12 protein-coding genes are annotated in these 18,201 nt (G+C 70.5%); 6 read left to right on the top strand and 6 right to left on the bottom strand.

The genetic code is table 11. The annotated features are described in order from the left end of the window. Positions 1-3: 3 nt before the first annotated feature. Positions 4-1,131, bottom strand: a complete 1,128-nt coding sequence (locus FNH24_RS14905; protein ID WP_152362988.1) for an alpha/beta hydrolase family protein — start codon at positions 1,129-1,131, stop codon at positions 4-6. Between the two features lie 252 nt (positions 1,132-1,383). Between FNH24_RS14905 and FNH24_RS14900 the strand changes: the two genes are divergently transcribed. Further along, positions 1,384-2,484: a LysM peptidoglycan-binding domain-containing protein gene (locus FNH24_RS14900; protein WP_152362987.1), complete on the top strand. Its 1,101-nt coding sequence runs from the start codon at positions 1,384-1,386 to the stop codon at positions 2,482-2,484. A 9-nt stretch (positions 2,485-2,493) separates the two neighbouring features. Here the strand turns inward: FNH24_RS14900 and FNH24_RS14895 are convergent, their stop codons facing one another. From FNH24_RS14895 to FNH24_RS14885, 3 genes are read right to left on the bottom strand one after another with little or no spacing between them, the layout of a single operon-like run. Beyond that, a complete protein-coding gene (locus tag FNH24_RS14895; RefSeq protein ID WP_152362986.1) occupies positions 2,494-3,378 on the bottom strand; it encodes a GNAT family N-acetyltransferase in 885 nt (294 codons plus the stop codon). Positions 3,379-3,420: 42 nt separating this feature from the next. Then, the gene (uxaC, locus tag FNH24_RS14890; RefSeq protein WP_152362985.1) at positions 3,421-4,863 is read right to left on the bottom strand and encodes a glucuronate isomerase; all 1,443 of its coding nucleotides are present in this window, start codon (positions 4,861-4,863) and stop codon (positions 3,421-3,423) included. Next, a complete protein-coding gene (locus tag FNH24_RS14885) occupies positions 4,860-5,936 on the bottom strand; it encodes a LacI family DNA-binding transcriptional regulator (protein ID WP_246186906.1) in 1,077 nt (358 codons plus the stop codon). The genes uxaC and FNH24_RS14885 overlap by 4 nt, the downstream gene beginning before the upstream one ends. A gap of 205 nt (positions 5,937-6,141) precedes the next feature. Here FNH24_RS14885 and guaB point away from each other — a divergent pair, with 205 nt between their 5' ends. From guaB to FNH24_RS14870, 3 genes are all read left to right on the top strand, one after another. After that, entirely contained in the window at positions 6,142-7,668 is a 1,527-nt protein-coding gene (gene guaB, locus FNH24_RS14880; protein ID WP_246186905.1) for an IMP dehydrogenase, read from the top strand. 45 nt (positions 7,669-7,713) lie between these two features. Next, positions 7,714-8,817, top strand: coding sequence for a GuaB3 family IMP dehydrogenase-related protein (locus FNH24_RS14875; protein ID WP_152362983.1), 1,104 nt, complete (start codon positions 7,714-7,716; stop codon positions 8,815-8,817). 112 nt (positions 8,818-8,929) lie between these two features. Then, positions 8,930-10,441 carry a glycerol-3-phosphate dehydrogenase/oxidase gene (locus FNH24_RS14870; RefSeq protein ID WP_161606142.1) on the top strand — a complete coding sequence of 504 codons (1,512 nt, stop codon included), beginning with the start codon at positions 8,930-8,932 and terminating at the stop codon, positions 10,439-10,441. 1,036 nt (positions 10,442-11,477) lie between these two features. Here the strand turns inward: FNH24_RS14870 and FNH24_RS14865 are convergent. Next, positions 11,478-13,406, bottom strand: a complete 1,929-nt coding sequence (locus FNH24_RS14865; protein ID WP_152362981.1) for a PQQ-binding-like beta-propeller repeat protein — start codon at positions 13,404-13,406, stop codon at positions 11,478-11,480. Positions 13,407-13,514: 108 nt separating this feature from the next. On the opposite strand from FNH24_RS14865, the gene FNH24_RS14860 reads away from it, so the two are divergent. Both FNH24_RS14860 and FNH24_RS14855 read left to right on the top strand, forming a co-directional pair. After that, positions 13,515-13,817, top strand: coding sequence for a chorismate mutase (locus FNH24_RS14860; RefSeq protein ID WP_152362980.1), 303 nt, complete (start codon positions 13,515-13,517; stop codon positions 13,815-13,817). A gap of 92 nt (positions 13,818-13,909) precedes the next feature. After that, complete coding sequence (locus FNH24_RS14855) at positions 13,910-14,911, top strand: LacI family DNA-binding transcriptional regulator (RefSeq protein ID WP_152362979.1); 1,002 nt, start codon at positions 13,910-13,912, stop codon at positions 14,909-14,911. A gap of 410 nt (positions 14,912-15,321) precedes the next feature. On the opposite strand, the gene FNH24_RS14850 is transcribed toward FNH24_RS14855, so the two are convergent. Further along, the gene (locus FNH24_RS14850; protein WP_152362978.1) at positions 15,322-18,192 is read right to left on the bottom strand and encodes an alpha-glucuronidase family glycosyl hydrolase; all 2,871 of its coding nucleotides are present in this window, start codon (positions 18,190-18,192) and stop codon (positions 15,322-15,324) included. Positions 18,193-18,201 lie beyond the last annotated feature (9 nt).

The following is an 18,201-nucleotide window of genomic DNA, read 5'->3' as shown; positions in this document are numbered from 1 at the left end:
TGGTCAGCCGTCCGCCCGCCGCGGGAAGCAGAAATCGCACCAGTGGTAGCCGGTCGGTCGGGTGCCGACGACCTGCCGGTTGCGCTCGCCGATCAACGCCACGAACCGGCACGGCCGCTCCAACGAATGCGTCTCCCTGGTCCGTCGGTTGGCCACCAGTAGTTCGGTGACCGCCGAGACTCCGGCCGCGCAGGCCGGATGCCCGGACAGCGCGTCCCAGCCGTTCAGGAACCCACCGGCGAAGAACTCCTGCTCCGGAGTCAGCTCGAGCGGCGGCGGCGCCAGGCTGGTCGGCACCCGGCCCGGCAGCCCGTCGCCGAACTCCGGCGGCAGATACTTGCCGAAGAACATCGTCACCAGGTCGTCCACCGCCGGGCCGAGATGCGGACAGGCGCCGGTGCTGTTGCGGCACGGCACGTCCACGCCCTTCAGGTAGTCCCAGTGCTCGCCCTCGGCGAAGATCACCCGGTGCCGCGGCCGGCGCAGCTGATTCCACTCGGCGTCGGACAGTTGGGTGAACAGGTCGCCCGCCCCGCCCCAGACCAGCAGCGTCGGCAGGTCGAGCAGCGGCAGCGGCCTCGGCGCATCCCCGAACCAGTCGCCCCAGCCGCCGCTCAGTCCGGCGTAGCCGGCGACCGGCCGGGTGCTGGCAAACCGGGCCGCGAGCATGGCGCCGTAGCTGTGCCCGGCCAGCCCGGTGGCCGGTGGCGGCAGCAGCACCGCGGCGTGCTCCCAGCCGGACCGGGCCCAGCCGGCGACCGCCTGCAGCGTGGCCAGGTCGGGATGATCGGCGACCGACGGGCTCTGCCCGCTCGAGATGCCGGCCAGCCGGGGGACCACGACGACGTACCCGCTCCGGGCGAGCTGGGCCGGCAACCGGAACCAGCGCCGGTGATGATCGGGATCGCCGATGCAGTGTCCGTGACAGAAGATGATCAAGGGATAGCGACCGCAGCCGGCAAGGATCGGCGCGCTCTCGACCGCGCCGTCGAGGCTGGGGAAGAAGATCCGCAGCGGGACCGGCGCGCCGTCGGCCGGGCCGAGGCTGCGGGCCCCGAAGAACACCGGGGCCAGGGCGTTCGGCTGCCAGCCGATCGGGCAGGTGTCCGGCAGCGCCCCGCCGGTGCTCATGATCGACTTCCGGAGCGCCGGAAGCCGGCTGACGTCGTTGTCATGCAGCCACGGTACGGCGACGGCTCCCGCGCCGCCGGTGATTCGCCGAAGTCAGCCGGTACGACGACAGGGCGTCGATCAGGCCGGATACCGTCCTCGATCTCTGACCGAGGCTCAATTCTGCCGAGCTCGTGAACTGTCCTGTCGGCCGGATCGCGGACTCCCGAAAGGCTATGGTGCTCCGAGCCGGACCGAGCTGCCGAGGAGAACATGCCGATCCATCGAGTCGTCGCCGGTGACGATCTGCGGTCGCTCGCCCGACGCTATTACGGCGATTCGGCGCAGTGGCGACTGATCGCCACGGCCAACCGGGGCGTTGTCGGCGACGCCGAACGTGCGCTCCCCGCCGGGCAGGAGTTGATCATCCCGATCTCCGCCGCCGACGCGATGGATCATGCGGCCGCCTCCGTCCGGCCGCCCTACCCGGACGAGAAGGGAGCGACCTGGCATGTCCGTCGTCGGCACCGGGTCGCCGGCTCCGACGTGCCGCACGGCCATTGGTTGAGGGACCGTCGGGTCATGATCAGGGTGATCACCGGCGCCGTGATCATCGCGTTGGTGATCACGTCGACCGTCCTGTTCCGAGCCGTGCGACAGGACCGACTCGAGCAGGACCTACGGTCCCTGCCGGGAGTCGCTGGGAGCCGTGTCCCGGGCAAGGTGCTGGACCTCGAGCCGGGCAGTTCGCGGCGGGAGGTCCGAAGGATCTTCGACACCCTGATCGAGCTCCGGGCCTACAGCGGCACCGGCTGGACGGTCCGGATGGGCCGGGCAGTCCTGGTGACGAACGTCTTCCTGACTCCCGCCGCGGCCGACCTGCTGGTGGCGTCCGGGCGAGTCGACGCGGCCGGGGTCGACCGGATCGACCTGCAGCCGGTCCCGGGTCCCGATCCGACCGACCCGGACTCAGGGCCGGGACCAGCGATCCGGATCAGCATTCTGACCGACGGCCCCGAACAGCGCTCGGCGGCCGCAGAGGCCATGATCCGGGAGATCGCCGCGACCGGAGCGGCCGCGGACACTGTCGTCGAGACCCTCTCGGTCACGCATCGCGACCGCGACTCCGACTGGTTGTTCCATGGTCGTCCGCTCGTCGAAGTCGACCGTACGGTCCGCGCGTTGCAAGTCGTAGCGCGTATCCCCGACGTCAAGACCCTCAGCATGTACGACGAGACAAACAGCGTCACTCTGGTCGGTCAATGGGAACGCGACCGGGCAACCCTCTGTCGCCGGGCCCGGGAAGAGTTGGCCGCGCAGCCGCTCCACTTCGACCTCCGGGTCGTCGTGTCCGAACGCCGGGAGGACTGTTGACCCGGCGAGCTAGGACGCATCGATGATCAGGTTTGCCATGTCGACCACCGGTCGGTAGCCGATCGCCTCGTAGACCTTGTTCGAAACCGGGTTGGCCTGATCGGTGAACAGGCACATCCGGGTCCCGGCGGCCAGGCCGCGGGCGGTCAGTTCGGCGACCACGTGCGAGGCGATCCCGCGGCCACGGTGCGACTTCGGGGTGTAGACCGGGCCGATCCGGCTCACCCCGAAGGCCGGCGGATTGACTCCGGTCAGGTGGGCCGGAGCACCGTCCGGGCCGACGAACAGCCAGAGCTTGCCGGCGGCGATCTGGCGCCGGACGCCGTCGGGGTCGGGCCCGTTGTCGGTGCCGGGGTCCCGCCCGGCCTGCTCGGCCGCCTCGACGTGGAAGGCCTCGACCCAGCGCTGGACCAGGTCGAGGTCGGTCGCCTCGGCCGGCCTCAGGACACCGGCAACGGCCGCCGGCGGGACCACGGCGCGGCACTCGAACAGCCGGGTGCGCTGCTCCACCGCGGTCGAGCCGCCCCAGAGCCGGACGGACTCCTCGGCCAGCACCTGGGCCGCCGGCAGCGCGCCGTTGCTGCCGCCGGGGTGTTCACCGCGATCGTGCAGGGTGGTCGCCAGCAGTCGGGCCGCGGCGTCCGGCATCGGCAGCACGAACATCGGGTACGGCGGTCGCGGCGCGGTCCGCATGGCCAGGCCGACCACCGCGTCGCCGTCGGTGATCACGGCCCACCAGCACGGCCCGTCCGGCGGCGGCACACCGTCCGCCCGCTCCCGTACGGCTCGCTCGCTGATCGTCGCCACCACGCTGCCGACCACCGGATCGGCGGCCAGCACGCTCCCGGCGACGGCCAGGAACTCCGACGGATCGGTGAAGAACTGCAGCTTCATAGCGGCCGACTCTAAGCCGCCGGTGCCCGCCGGCGGAGCGATTTATTCGGTCGGCAGCCGGAAGACGTCGATCGGGATCGTGCTGACCAGATCCCGGGCGATCGCCTGCGCCTCGGCCGGCTCCAGCTGGTGGGTGGCGACCAGTTCGGCGAGGAAGGCGGCATCGGTGCGCCGGGACATGTCGTGCCGGGCCGGGATGGACAGGAAGGCCCGGGTGTCGTCGATGAAGCCGGAGGTCTTGTAGAACCCGGTGCTGTCGGTCACCGCGGCCCGGTAGCGCAGGATCGCCGCCGGCGTGTCCAGGAACCACCACGGTGCGCCGGCGTACACGCTCGGATAGAAGCCGGCCAGCGGCGCGATCTCCCGGGAGAACGTGGTCTCGTCGACGGTGAACAGCACCAGCCGGAAGGTCGGGTCGGTGCCGAAGTCGTTGAGGATCCGGCGCAGCGGCTCGGTGTAGCCGCCGACCGCGGGCAGATCATGACCGGCATCGGTGCCGTAGGCGGCGAGCGAGGGCGCGTGATGGCTCCGGTGCACGCCCGGGTGCAGCTGCATCACCAAGCCGTCGTCGGCCGACATCGCGGCCAGTTGGTAGAAGAGATTGCGCCGGTACGCGACCGCCTCGGCCGCACTCACCGTGCCGGCCAGGCCGGCGGCGTGGATCCGTTCCGCCTCGGCGTCCGGCAGCGGCTCGCCCCAGGTGTCGGCCGGGCTGGTGTCGGTCGCGGTGCAGCCGTGCTCGGCGAAATACCGGCGGCGGGCCCGCAAGGCCTCGATCAGCCCGGTATAACGGTCGGTCGACGTCCCCGCTGCCTCGCTCAGCCGGCGCAGCCGGTCGGACCAGCCGGCGGCCGAGGGATCGAGATAGGCGTCGGCCCGGAAGGTCGGCAACACCCGGCCGTGGAAGGTGGGATCCTCGGCCAGTGCCCGGTGCGCGGCAAGATCATCGGCCGGGTCGTCGGTGGTGGCCAGGACTTTGATCTTGAACCGGTCGAACAGCGGCCGGGGCCGGAATTCCTCGGTCAGCAACAGTTCCGACAGCTCGTCGTACAACTGATCGGCGGTCGCCTCGCTCGGCCGGGCGGTGAGGCCGAAGATCTCCACCAGCTGTGATTCCAGCCAGTAGCGGACCGGGGTGCCGGCGAAGATGTGCCAGTTGCGGCAGAGGATCCGCCAGATCTCCCGACCGTCCGGAGCAGGCTCCGAGCGACCGTCGAGCCGCGGCCGACCAAGATCACCAAGGCCGACGCCGACGGCGTGCAGCAGCCGCAACACGTAGTGATCAGGAGTGATCAACAACTCTGCCGGGTCGCCGAACGGCTCGTTGGCCAGCAGCAGGGCGGGGTCGACGTGCCCGTGCGGCGAATAGATCGGCGCGTCGGCGACCGGCTCGTACAGCTCCCGGGCCAGCGCGCGGACGCCGGGATCGATGGGGAACAGCCGATCCGGGTCGAGCTGAAGCGTCGGGGTGGCGATGTCGGTCACGCGGGTTCCTTAGCGTTCGGGGCGGCCGCGGCACCGACCCGGACCACGGGGCCGGTGGAGTCGCGGATGGTCAGGTGGGTCGGCACGAGGGTCAGGTGGCGCCGGCTCGGCCGGCCGCCGTTGCCGGGTGCGCCGATCAGGCCGGGGCTGATCTGCGACAGCAGCATCGTCGTCGCCACCTGGCCGACGCGTTCGATCGGCGCGGTGCAGGTGGTCAGCGGCGGATGGCAGAACGAGGCGCCGAAGATGTCGTCGCAGCCGACGATGCTCAGCTCGTCCGGCACGGCGATGCCACGGCCGCGGCACCGTTCCAGCATGCCGATCGCGATCAGGTCGTTGTAGGCGATGCAGGCCGTCGCGCCCGCGTTCAGCACGGCGTCGACCGCGGGCCCGCCCGACGTCGTGGTCGGCGCGAACGGGCCGAGCCGGATGACCTCGAGTTCCGGCCGGGCCTCCATCTCCTCCGACAGGGTCTTCCAGCGCAGCCCGTTGGAGAAGGAGTTGATCGGCCCGCCGAGGTAGGCCAGCCGCCGATGTCCCAACGACAGCAGGTGATCGACGGCCTGGCGCAGCGCCGTCGGGGTGTCGATCACCACGGTCGGCACCGTTCCGGCGTTGCGGTTGATCGTGACCACCGGCCGGGTCCGGTGGGTGGCCAGGATCTGCTCGTCGGTCAGCCGGGAGGCGGTCAGGATGACCCCGTCGGTGGCGGTCCGCAGCCGGTCCAGCGCCTCGGCCTCGACGTCGGCCGACTCCTCGGTGTCGACCAGCAGCTGGGTGTAGCCGGAGGCCTTCAGCTGGTGCTGGGTGCCGCGGATCAGGTCGAAGTAGAACGGGTTGGTGATGTCGGGGACCAGCAGGCCGACGGTGCGGGTCCGGCCGGAGGAGAGGGCCCGGGCCTGGGTGCTCGGCACGTAGTTCAGGTCCGCGGCGATGCGCTCGATCCGTTCCCGGGTCCGGGCGTTGACCCGGCCCGGGTTGTTCAGCGCCCGCGACACCGTGGACGCGGCGACACCGGCCGCCGCGGCGACGTCGCCGATGGTAGCCGGACGGTCGTTCCGATCGTCGGTCACGATCCGTAGGCAAACACATCTGGCAACCGACGACAAACGATTGCCACAAATTGCCACCGGCCGATTTCGGCCCCGGTGAACTCAGCGGGTCGGAATCGGGTTCGGATCGGTGTTCGGCACACCCCGATCGCGGCTCGTCCGGGTTTACGGTCTGCTGGCCGCGGGGTCTAGCATGAGGGCTTCCACCGTGTGCGAAAGGTGTCTCGTGTCCCAGTCTCCCGGTGACCTCACTGCGGCCGGCGTTCCTGATCCGTTCAACACGCTCGGCCTGACGTTCGACGACGTCTTGTTGCAACCCGGCCTGAGCGACGTCAATCCGTCCGAGGCCGATACATCGTCGCGGGTGTCGCGGCGGATCTCGATCAAGGTGCCGTTGCTGTCCTCGCCGATGGACACCGTCACCGAGTCCCGGATGGCGGTGGCGATCGCCCGCCAGGGCGGGCTCGGGGTGATCCACCGCAACCTGTCGATCGAGGACCAGGCGCACCAGGTCGACGTGGTCAAACGCTCCGAGGCCGGGATGGTCGACGAGCCGATCACCATCTCGCCGGATGCGACGATCGGCGAGGCCGACGCGATGTGCGGCCGCTACCACATCTCCGGCGTCCCGGTCGTCGACGCCGATCTCAAGCTGCTCGGCATCGTCACCAACCGGGACATGCGCTTCGAGACCGACCCGACCCGGCTGGTCGGCGACGTGATGACGAAGATGCCGCTGATCACCGGCCACGTCGGGATCAAGGGCGACGAGGCGATGAAGCTGCTGGCCCAGAACAAGATCGAGAAGCTGCCGCTGGTCGACGACCAGGGCCGGCTGCGCGGGCTGATCACGCTGAAGGACTTCGTCAAGTCCGACCAGTTCCCGAACGCCTCCAAAGATGATCAAGGTCGGCTCCGGGTCGCGGCCGCGGTCGGCTTCTTCGGCGACGCCTGGAAGCGGGCGATGGCGCTGATCGAGGAGGGTGTCGACCTGCTGATCGTCGATACCGCACACGGTCACTCGCGCGGCGTGATCGACATGGTGCGCCGGCTGAAGGCCGAGCAGGCCGCCTCCGGGGTCGACATCGTCGGCGGCAACGTCGCGTCGTACGAGGGCGCCAAAGCGCTGGTCGACGCCGGTGCCGACGGAGTCAAGGTCGGAGTCGGTCCCGGCTCGATCTGCACCACCCGGGTGGTTTCCGGGGTCGGGGTGCCGCAGGTGAGCGCGATCTACAACGCCTCCCGGGCCTGCAAGCCGGCCGACGTGCCGGTGATCGGCGACGGCGGGCTGCAGTATTCCGGCGACATCGCCAAGGCCCTGGTGGCCGGCGCGGACACGGTGATGCTCGGCTCGCTGCTGGCCGGCTGCGACGAGAGCCCGGGCGATCTGATCTTCGTCAATGGCAAGCAGTACAAGACCTATCGCGGGATGGGCTCGCTCGGCGCGATGGCCAGCCGGGGCCGATCGCGGTCGTTCTCGCGGGACCGGTACTTCCAGACCGACGTCAATTCGGATGAGCATCTGATCGCGGAGGGGATCGAGGGCCAGGTGCCCTACCGCGGCCCGGTCGCGGCGGTCGCGTACCAGCTGGTCGGCGGGTTGCGGCAGTCGATGTGGTACGTCGGTGCCCAGACCGTGCCCGAGCTGCAGCAGCGCGGCAAGTTCGTCCGGATCACCTCCTCCGGCCTGCGTGAATCCCACCCGCATGACATCCAGATGACCGTCGAGGCGCCGAACTATTCCGGCAAGTAAGCCCTTCGACTGGTTCGGCCCAACTCCAGGAACGGACGAGGTTTCATGATCGACATCGGTCGTAGCAAGCGTGCCGAGCAGGCGTACGCGTTCGACGACATCGCCATCGTCCCGTCCCGTCGCACCCGGGGCGAGGAGGAGGTGTCGCTGGCCTGGCGGATCGACGCCAATACGTTCGAGCACCCGCTGATCGCGGCGCCGATGGATTCGATCATGTCGCCGGAGACGGCGATCGCGGTCGGCCGGATGGGCGGGCTCGGCGTGCTCAACCTCGAGGGCCTGTGGACCCGCTACGACGACCCGCTGCCGCTGCTGGAGGAGATCGCGGCGATCACAGACCCGATCCAGGCGACCCGGCGGATGCAGGAGATCTACGCGGCCGAGATCAAGCAGGAGTTGATCTTGGCCCGGGTGGCCCAGATCAAGGAGGCCGGGGTCCCGGCGGCCGGCGCGCTGTCGCCGCAGAACACCGCCGAGTACGCCAAGGCCGTGGTCGAGTCCGGCGTCGACTACTTCGTCATCCGCGGCACCACGGTCTCGGCCGAACACGTCTCCACCACGAGCCAGCCGCTGAACCTGAAGCAGTTCATCTACGAGCTGGATGTGCCGGTGATCGTCGGCGGCTGCGCCACCTACCACTCGGCGCTGCACCTGATGCGGACCGGTGCGGCGGGCGTGCTGGTCGGCTTCGGCGGCGGCGCGGCGTACACGACGCGGTCGGTGCTCGGCATCGCCGTACCGATGGCGTCGGCGGTCTCCGACGTCGCCGAGGCGCGGCGGGACTACCTGGACGAATCCGGCGGCCGCTATGTGCACGTGATCGCCGACGGTTCGGTCGGCCGGTCCGGCGACATCGCCAAGGCGATCGCCTGCGGCGCCGACGCGGTGATGGTCGGCTCGCCGCTGGCCAAGGCCCAGGAGGCTCCCGGCCGCGGGTTCCACTGGGGCGCCGAGGCCTGGCACCCGACCCTGCCGCGCGGTGAGCGGGCCAGGTTCGACACCGTCGGCACCCTGGAGCAGATCCTGCTCGGCCCGTCCACGGTGCCCGACGGCACGATGAACCTGGTCGGCGCCCTGCGCCGGGCCATGGCCACCACCGGCTACACCGAGCTCAAGGAGTTCCAACGCGTCGAGGTAGTCCTCGGCTGAAACACCCCAAGTTGTCAGAACTAGGGGACGCTATAGCGTGCTCTCGTTCTGACAAGTCTGCGGAGAGTGGGCGATGGACGGGCGGTTGAATGCCGAGCAGCGGGCTGCCGCTGTGACGGAACTACCGAAGACGCGGTACGACCTCGTCGTGGTCGGCGGCGGGGTGCTCGGCGCCGGGATCGCGCTGGACGCGACCACCCGGGGGCTGCGGGTCGCGCTGATCGAGGCGGCGGACTGGGCCGGCGGTGCGTCGGGCCGGACCGGCAAGATCATGGCCGGACGGCCCCGGACCAGGACCGAGGATCTGCTGGCCATTCCGGTGCTGCGACGGGAACGGACCCGGCTGCTGGACCGGCTCGCCCCACACCTGGTCCGCCGGGTGCCGATGCTGCAGCCGGTGTCGTCGCCCTGGGACCGAGCGGTGATCGCCGCCGAACTGGTGGCCCAGGACGCGCCGGTGCCGCGGACCGGCCGGGCCGGACTGCTGCCGGCACATCGCCAGCTGCCGCGACGGGTGGTGCGCCGGATCGCGCCGGCGCTGCGGCCGGATCTGATCACCGGCGGCGTGCAGTATTTCGAGGCCGAGTGCGACGACGCCCGGTTCGTCCTCGGGCTGGTCCGCACCGCCGAGTTGTACGGGACGACGCTGGCGCACCACTGCCCGGCGACCGAGTTGATCACCGTCGACGGGACGGTCACCGGGGTCCGGGCGCGGGATGCGCTCGGCGGGGCCGAGTTCGTGATCAACGCCGCGACGGTGGTGGTCGCGACCGGGTCGGCGACGCCGAGCCTGGTCGGTGACCTGATCGCGCTGCCGCGGATCGAGCGGCAGCGCCGCGCCTACCTGGTGCTGCCGCGGGACCGGATCCGGGCCTCGACCGGGATCGTGGTCGATGATCAACTGATCGTGCCCTGGGGTCGGCATTGGATCGTCGGCCCGTCCGCCTCGCCGGTCGAGAGCGACGGAGTGCCGCCGACGCTCGAATCCGGCCCGATCCGGGGCTTCGACGATCATGATCGCCGGCTGATCCTGGATGCGATCAATCCCTGCCTGGGCCGTCCGCTCGGCCCGGACGACGTCGAGTCAGGCTTCGCCGGCAGCCATCCGGTGATCACCACCGCCGACGGCCGTGATCGGGACCGGTGGATCGGCACCGCGCCCGGTTTGGTCGCGGCGGTCACGGCCGAGGCGGCGGGTTACCGTGATCTTGCCGCCCGGGCCGTCGATGCGGCCGGCGGCCTGATCGGCGGGCTGGTGCCGAAGGCGATCACCGACCGGGTCCCGCTGCTCGGCGCCGACGGCTACTTCGCCCGCTGGAATCAGCGTCACCTGCTGGCCCGCCGGGCCGGCCTGCACGTCGCCCGGTTGGAGCACCTGCTCCGCCGCCACGGCTCGGCCCTGGACCCGGTGCTCGAGTTGATCATGAATTCCCCGGACCTCGCCCGCCCGATCCCGGGCGCCGAGGACTACCTGGCCGCCGAGGTCGTACACGCCGTGACGCACGAGGGTGCGGTGACCGTCGACGACATCCTCCATCGCCGGACCGGGATCGCGTACGAGACTGTTGATCATGGTGAGACCGCGGCCGCGGCGATCGCCGACCTGATGGGTGCCGCGACGTAAGAATCTCGTTCCCCGAGCCTTGTCGAGGGGCAAGCCGGGCCCCGTTCCGAGGCTCGGCCTGTCGGGCCGAACGACGCGCCGAGGCGGGTGGGTTTGGATGGTGGGTGGGGATCGCGGCCGGCCGCCGGTTCAGCGCTGATCCCGCCTGTCCCTTCCAGACTTGGGTGTGCGCGTCGCGACGGCGATGTGGAGAGCTACAGGCGGCAGCAAAAGGGGGCGGGTTCGGCGTTGGTCGGGACTGCTCGCCGGGTCGGGTTCGCCGAGTGGTGACCTAACGACGTCGCGAGGCGGAATTCAGGTAGTCGTCGCGGTACAGCGTGGGGTGCGCACGTGCGCGTCGAGTGTCGCCTTCCCAACCTCGAAGTTGCCGTTCTGGCGTGGATAAGGTCACTCTCGGCGCTCGACTCCCGTGACGGGACGACGCGACGCCGACGCCCGGCCCAGGGGGTTTACCTCGACGCGACCCTTCCAGGCCGACGCGACTGCTGTGGCGGTCGCGGGGACCGATACCGGTCGCGGCGCTGAATCTTGGCGGGTGAGCGGGGTCGTGACGGGGCGGACCGATCGCGAGCGACGCCGAGGCCGCCCCCACTCGCTGCTGTCTGAAGCTCTCCACGCGCCAACCCGAACCGCGACCGCATCGACGACCACCGATTCTCGCGTCCAGAGCCCGCCGGCAGCCCGGGGCTCGACGCGACCCTTGCAGGCCGACGCGACTGCTGTGGCGGTCGCGGGGACCGATACCGGTCGCGGCGCTGAATCTCGGCGGTTGAGCGGGGTCGTGACGGGGTGGACGATCGCGACCGACGCCGGGGCCGCCCCTTCGCTGCTGTCTGAAGCTCTCCACGCGCCAACCCGAGGCGCGACCGCATCGACGACCACCGATTCTCGCGTCCTGAGCCCGCCGGCAGCCCGGGGGCTCGACGCGACCCTTCCAGGCCGACGCGACCGCCGCAGCAGTCGCGCGGGCCGGCAACGGTCGCGCCGCCGAACCTCGCCGCCCCGAAGCCGAGGACGGCGCGGAGCTGACCGTGCGCTAGGAGAGGTCGATCAGGGTGAGGTCGCGGTCGATGGCGGTCCAGGCGGTGTTGCCGCGGCCGGAGGGGATGATCCGGGGGACGGTGTACCAGTTGGTGCCGATGCCGGTGTGCAGCAGCTCGGCCTGGGTCAGGCCGGGGCCGATCCGGTACAGGTTGTCGCCGAAGTTCGCGCCGGCGTAGACCTGGCCTCGGTAGGGCGTGATCACGCCGTAGCCGGAGAGCTTGCCCTGGGCGATCACGGTCCGCTGGGCCAGGTCGTACGCGATCCAGGTGCCCGAGGTCCGCTTGTACGACACGTACAGGATGCCGTCGTGCACGGCGACGCTCTGGATGCTCGGCTGGCCGGGCAGCGGCGCGATCCGTTCCACCACGGTGCCCGTGGCGACGTCGAAGATCGCGACCTGGCTGGTCGGCTCGGTCGGCGGAGTCCCGCCACCGCCCCATGTGTCACCGGCGATGTAGGCCAGGTCGCCGTCCAGCGAGATCGAGGTCAGGCCCTGGTTGGGCAGGATGTCCAACCGCACCTCGAAATCTCCGGAGACCGGATCGAGCAGCGTCAGTCCGCCCTGCAGGGAGCCGGTCGGCGGCGCGCTGGCGATCAGCACCGTGCCCGTCCCGGGGTGCCGGACGATCGACCACGGCCGCTGCTGACCGTTCATGATCCGGCCGTAGCTGCGGATGTGGCCGTTGTTCGGCCGGAGCATGATCAACTCGGTGCTCGGATACAGCGCGGCGATGATGCCGTCCCGCCACGGGATCATGTCCTTCGGCTCGCCGGCGACGTGAAAGCGTTCGGTGGTCCGCCGCGATGGCTGGTGCACGGTGATCGAGAAATGGCCGCCGGCGGCGACCGTGCCGCCCGGTCCGAGGCAGAGCGACTGCAACAGTTCCGGCCCGGCGGCGTCCGGATCCGCGGTCAGGTCGCTGGCCTGCAACTCGCCCGAGTCCGGGTCGAAGGTGAAGATCAATCCGCTGCCGCAGGCGCCGATGATCCGGCCGTCGTCGAGCACGGCGACGCCGCGGTTCTCATCGCCGGCGGGCCCCTGCCCGATCAATGCCATGGTGTTGCCGTCGCGGCGCAGGATGTGGCCGGTCCGCCGGCCGAGCCCGATCACCGTGCCGTCGGCGTCGAAGGTGAGCGCGTCGATCGAGTACTCGTCCGGCGGGGCCGGCAGGTCGACGAAGCCGGAGCCGTCCCGGTTGATCTCGATCACGCCCTGGCCCGTCCCGGCGTACACCTTGCCGTCGCGGACCGCCAGGGCCGCCAGCCCAGACAGGGTGGTGTCGGCCGGCAGCAGCTCGACCTTCTCGCCGCTGACCCGGTCGATCCGGATGATGTGCGCGGGGATGGTGCCGACGTAGAGGTACTGGTCGTCGACGGTGAGCAGCCGCGCGTACTGCGAGCCGGGCACCGTCTGGCCGAGATTGGTCAGCGTGCCGGTCGCCGGGTCGTAGGACCACACCTCACCCCGCGGATAGGTGCCGAGGTAGATCACGCCGTCCGGCGCGGCCACCGTCTGCCAGGGGATCGTCCCGGTCGGGCCGATGGAGCCGAGGGTGGTCGCGGTCCCCGTCGCAGGGTCGTACTCGATCAGGTCGCCGAAGCTGTACGTGCCGAGATAGAGCTTGCCGCCGGACAGCCCGGCCGCCCATGCGCCGTCGCCGCGCTCGAGCCCGACCACCCGGGTGACCGCCTGCGAGGCGATGTCGAAGGTGATCACCTTGGGCGGCGTCTGACCCCGGCTGACACACCAGGCGGTGCTGCCGTCGGTGGCGAAGCCGACGATGGCGGCGCTCAGGGCCGCGATGCCGTACGACTTCGGCGGCGCCGGCTCGGCGTGCGCGGGCAGGGTGCCGAGGCCGGTCAGTCCGCCGCCGGCCAGAGCGGCCAGGCCGCCGGACTTGAGGAGCTGTCGTCGATCCATTCGCTTACGCTAGATGGCCGTGCTCTTTCCGGCAAGACCCTAACTGTGATTCCGGTCGGTCACTATGCCCGGGGCTGGGGCGTTCCGGGCCGGTACTACGCTGACCCGGTGACAGATCAGGTGGTGGCGGAGCTGCGCCGACTGCGGGACAGCATCGACAACATGGACGCGGCCTTGATTCATCTGCTGGCCGAGCGGTTCAAGATCACGCAACGGGTGGGGGAGCTGAAGGCGCAGCACGGCCTGCCGCCGGCCGACCCGGCCCGCGAGGCCCAGCAGATCGCCCGGCTCCGCGATCTCGCCGTCGACGCCAAACTCGACCCCGAGTTTGCCGAGAAGCTGCAGAACTTCATCGTCGCCGAGGTCATCCGCCACCACGAGGCCATCGCCCAACACCACGCCGCCTCCTGAACACAACCCCGAATTGTCAGACTCTCACCATGCTCTGGCGTGGTGAGAGTCTGACAACTCGGGGTTGGGGGTGGGGTCAGTAGGGTGAGGGGGTGAGCTTGGCGCGGCGTCCGACCCTGCATGATGTCGCCGCTCTGGCCGAGGTCTCGCACCAGACCGTGTCCCGGTTTCTGCGGTCGGATCCGACCGTGGGAGCGGCGACGGGGCAGCGGGTACGGGCCGCGATCGACGAGCTCGGCTATCGGCCCAATCTGATGGCCCGGGCGATGCGAACCCGGAGCACCGGCGTGGTCGCGATCATCCTGCCCGGCTGGACCGGGCCGGAGCGTACCGTCGCCGCCGCCAGCGAGGAGGCTCAGCGGCACGGCTACCGGGTTGAGATCGTGATCGGGATGAACGAGTTGCCGGAGTCGCTCAGTACCGTGGCGGCCGAGTTGCTGGCCAGTGGTCAGGTCGACGGGGTCCTGTCGGTCACGCCGTTGATGATCACTCCGGACAGCGGCGGAGTGGTGGTGCAGACCGAGGAGTACGACGATCGGCTGCGCGCCGTCGAAGCGGTCGTCGCCGATGCCGAGACCATGATCGAGATCGTACGCCGGCTGGCCGACCTCGGCCATCGCGAGCTGTTCCATGCGGCCGGACCGCCGGACTGGCGCTCCGCGCAACTGCGTCGGGCCGGCTATCTGGAGGCCTGTGAGCGATTCGGGCTCCGGTCGCACGGGGAGTTCGCCGGGCCGTGGCACCCCGACACCGGGGTCCGGGCCGTCGAGTCGTTGCCCGACGACAGCCCGGTCACCGCGGTGGTCGCGGCCAGTGATCACATTGCGGTCGGCGTGATGCACGCCGCCTTCCGGCGCGGCTGGCGGGTGCCGGACGACCTGAGCGTCACCGGCTGGGACGACCTCACCCTGGTCCGCTATGGCACGCCCGCCCTGTCCACCGTACGGGTCGACCGGGAGACCTCCGGCCGGCACGGGATGCGCCGCCTGATCGCCGCCATCCGCGGTGAACCCGAGCCCGATCCGCCCACCGCGGCCCCCACCGAGATCGTCTTCCGCGACACCACCGTCCCTCCCCGCCGACCCGTTCCCTGAGCTTGTCCATTTGTTCGGTCCCTGAGCCTGTCCCCGCTCGTTCGTTCCCTGAGCCTGTCGAAGGGCAAGCCAGATCGTGCCCCTTCGGTTTCGGCCTGGCGGCCGGAAAGGCGCGCCAAGGGACGGGCAGGTCTCGGCGTCGCCTCGGAGTTCCGGCCGGGTTGCGGTTGGGCTGTGGCGGGATCGTCGACTGTGACGTTTCCCGGCTCGATCGGCGGCGGAAGGCCGGGAAACGTCACAGTCGATGTCCAGTCAGCGACTTTCGCCTTCCAAACCGGCGCCCGGCCGCATGAACGCGACGAACGGCCTGACCCGCCAGCTCCTTGGTGCGTCTTTACGGCCGCCAGGCCGAAACCGAAGGGGTACGATCTGGCTTGCCCTTCGACAGGCTCAGGGAACGAACGTGTGGGTCATTCGGGGTTCATGATCACCAGGGCGCCGAGGTGCCAGAAGCGGTCCGGGTGGCTGTCGAAGATCAGGTCGGCGGTGCGGCCGGTGGGGCCGCCGTCGAGCTCGAAGTGCAGCCAGTCGAAGGTGCCGCCGGGGAGGTCGGGGGAGGTGGCGAGCACGGTGCCTGCCTCGGCGATGATCGTCGGCGGGCAGTCGGGGCCGCCGTCGCCGACCAGCACGGCCACCCGGCGACGTCCGGCCGGCAGCCGCAGCCGCAGGGTCCGGGCGGGATAGTCGCCGCAGAAGTCCCGGCGCAGGGGATCCCAACTGCTGCCGCGATCCCGGCCCTGTGGCGCGCTGCCGACCCAGCCGTAGCCGCGCGTCTCGTCCCAGGCCGAGCCGGGCGCCAGCCGGGCATAGCCGGTGACCAGCGGGCTGTCCGCCGTCCCGACGTCCAACGCCAGGTCGCAGTGTTCGGCGGCGGGCGTGATCACGAACGTCTGGCCCTGTCCGCCGAGCGCGGTCAGAGCCGGCTCCAGGTCGACGGACAGTTCGGCATGATCGGCGATCAGCGGCGGTGTGACCGGCAGGGCGACCGTGACCGACTTCCCGGAGTCGATCATGGTCGTCGTCGGCTCGACCTGCCAGTCGGCGTTGACCGGGTGCACGGTCGCGATCATGGTCTGCCGATCCCGGGTCGCGTTGGTCAGCTCGACCGCGAGGTCGTTGGCCCGGCCGCCGAAGAGCAGCCGTCCGCCCGGGTACGCCAGCTGCAGCCAGCCGGCCCCGGTGGACAGGATCCGTGACCAGCCGAAGAAGTACGCGACGATGCTGTCCCGCCACCGGGTGGCCTCGACGACATGATCATCGAAGGTGGCGGCTATGTCGGCGTGCCGGGCCGGGTCGATCAGCTTGGCCAGCCGCTGCCAGTCGCTCCGGAACGCCCGGACCCGTTCCACCCCGTCGAAGTGGCTGTCGTAGATGTGCTGGATCACCGTCCGTCCGGAACGGAGCCGATGCGTGTATGGCACCCAGTGCAGGAACAGCAACAGTTCGTCCGGGCACTGCTCCAGCGACTCGTAGCGGTCGCGCCAGTGATCGGCGTACAGGGCCGGATAGCCGGTGCCGGTGGCCACGGTCCGATCGAAGCCGGTCCCCTCGGCCGTGCTGTGGTGGGACAGGTTCTGGGTCGTCGCCGGCGCCGGATCGAAGTGAGCTCCCAGCGGATAGGTGAGGTAACCCATCCCCAGCGGGGAGGTGTAGTCCTCGTAGGTCCGCCAGGAGGCGAGCATGATCGACTTCAGGGTGTCCACCACGCGGTGATCACTGCCGAAGGTGAGCTCGATCCACTCCGTCACCAGTTCCTCGGCGGACAGCCGCGGATCCCAGGCCAGCCGGGCGAAGCCGTGCGTGTTGGCGGCGCCCAGTTGATAGCCGGTCCAGTCGCGGTCGTCGCCGAAGTTGATCACTCCGGCGAACCCGACCTGCTGCTGGTCGTAGGCGGTGCCGGTGACGATGTCGGCGACGGTCGGCCCCGATCCGGAGCCGGTGTGGGTCGGGAAGTCCAAGATCGTCTTCCACTGCGGCACCAGATAGCACAGGTGGGTCGCGTGGCCGGTGTATTCCTGGGTGATCTGCAGCTCGATCAGCTGGTTGGTCTTCGGCAGGGCGCCGAACAGCGGATTGACCGGTTCCCTGACCTGGAAGTCGATCGGGCCGTTCTTGGTCTGCACGATCGCGTTGGCCGCGAAGTCACCGTCGAGCGGCTGGAAGACCCGATGTTGGTACTCGGCCCAGTCGTCGAAGCCCTCGTGGACGAAGGAGCGCCAGGCCAGCCGACCGCCGTGCGGTGCGAGCAGGTCGGCCAGCAGGTTGGCCCCGTCGGCGTGGGTCCGGCCGTAGTCGAGCGGGCCGGGCTGGCCCTCGGAGTTGGCCTTGACCAGGAAGCCGCCGAAGTCCGGCACCAGGGCGTAGAGCTCGGCGATCTTGTCCTGCCACCAGTCCCGCACCCGGGCGTCGAACGGATCGGCCACCGTGATCGGGTCGGCATCGCCGGCGGTCAGGGTGATCGGGCTGGCGTAGTTGGCCGACACCCACAGCCGCACGCCCCAGCCCCGAAACACGCCGGCCAACGCCTTCAGGTCGGGCAGCCGTTCGGTGCGCAGGAACTCAGCACTGGCGTTGACGTTGTTGATCACCGTGTGGTTGATCCCGACCGAGGCGAGCAGCCGCGCGTAGTCGGTGTAGCGCTGCCGCAGCTCGGGCAGCTGGTCCCAGTCGAAGATCGACTTCCCGGCGTAGCCTCGCTCCACGGTGCGGTTCGGGTTGTCCCAGTGGTTGACCATCCGCAGCGGTGCGGCCGGCCGGTCGGTCTGCGCCAGCCGGTCGACCGGCCGTTGCCGCTGCAGCTGCTGCAGGAACCGAAACGCGCCGTACAACACGCCGCGCTCACCGGCCGAGCCGATCACCAGCCGATCCGGGCGGTGCCGTCGGCCGATCACGAAACCCTCCGGGCCGAGGTCGTCGAGCTCTCCGGGACGGACGATCTCGGCCACTTCGCGGGCGGCCTGGGTGCCGATCACCACGGCGCCGGCGCCGATCTGATCACGCACCGGCACGCTGCGGCCGAGCAGCCCCGACAGCCCGCGCGCCAACTCCTCGCCGGCGGACCGCAGCACCTCGTGATCACCCAGGACCACCACATGATCGAATGCAGCCCGATAGCTCCGCAACAGGTCCCCGTCGGCGACAGTGCGGTAGCGCAGCCACAGGTCGTAGCCGTCCTCGGCCTGCGGGACGGCGAAGGCGTACGGCGTCGCCCCCGGCAGCAGCCCGGCGGCCAGGGCACCAGCCGCCCCGGTCGCCAGCAGGCCCCGGCGGCTGATGATCATCGGGGATTC

Source organism: Microlunatus speluncae (assembly GCF_009299835.1).
Classification (GTDB): Bacteria; Actinomycetota; Actinomycetes; order Propionibacteriales; family Propionibacteriaceae; genus Microlunatus; species Microlunatus speluncae.
This window is presented reverse-complemented; position numbering and strand designations above follow the sequence as displayed.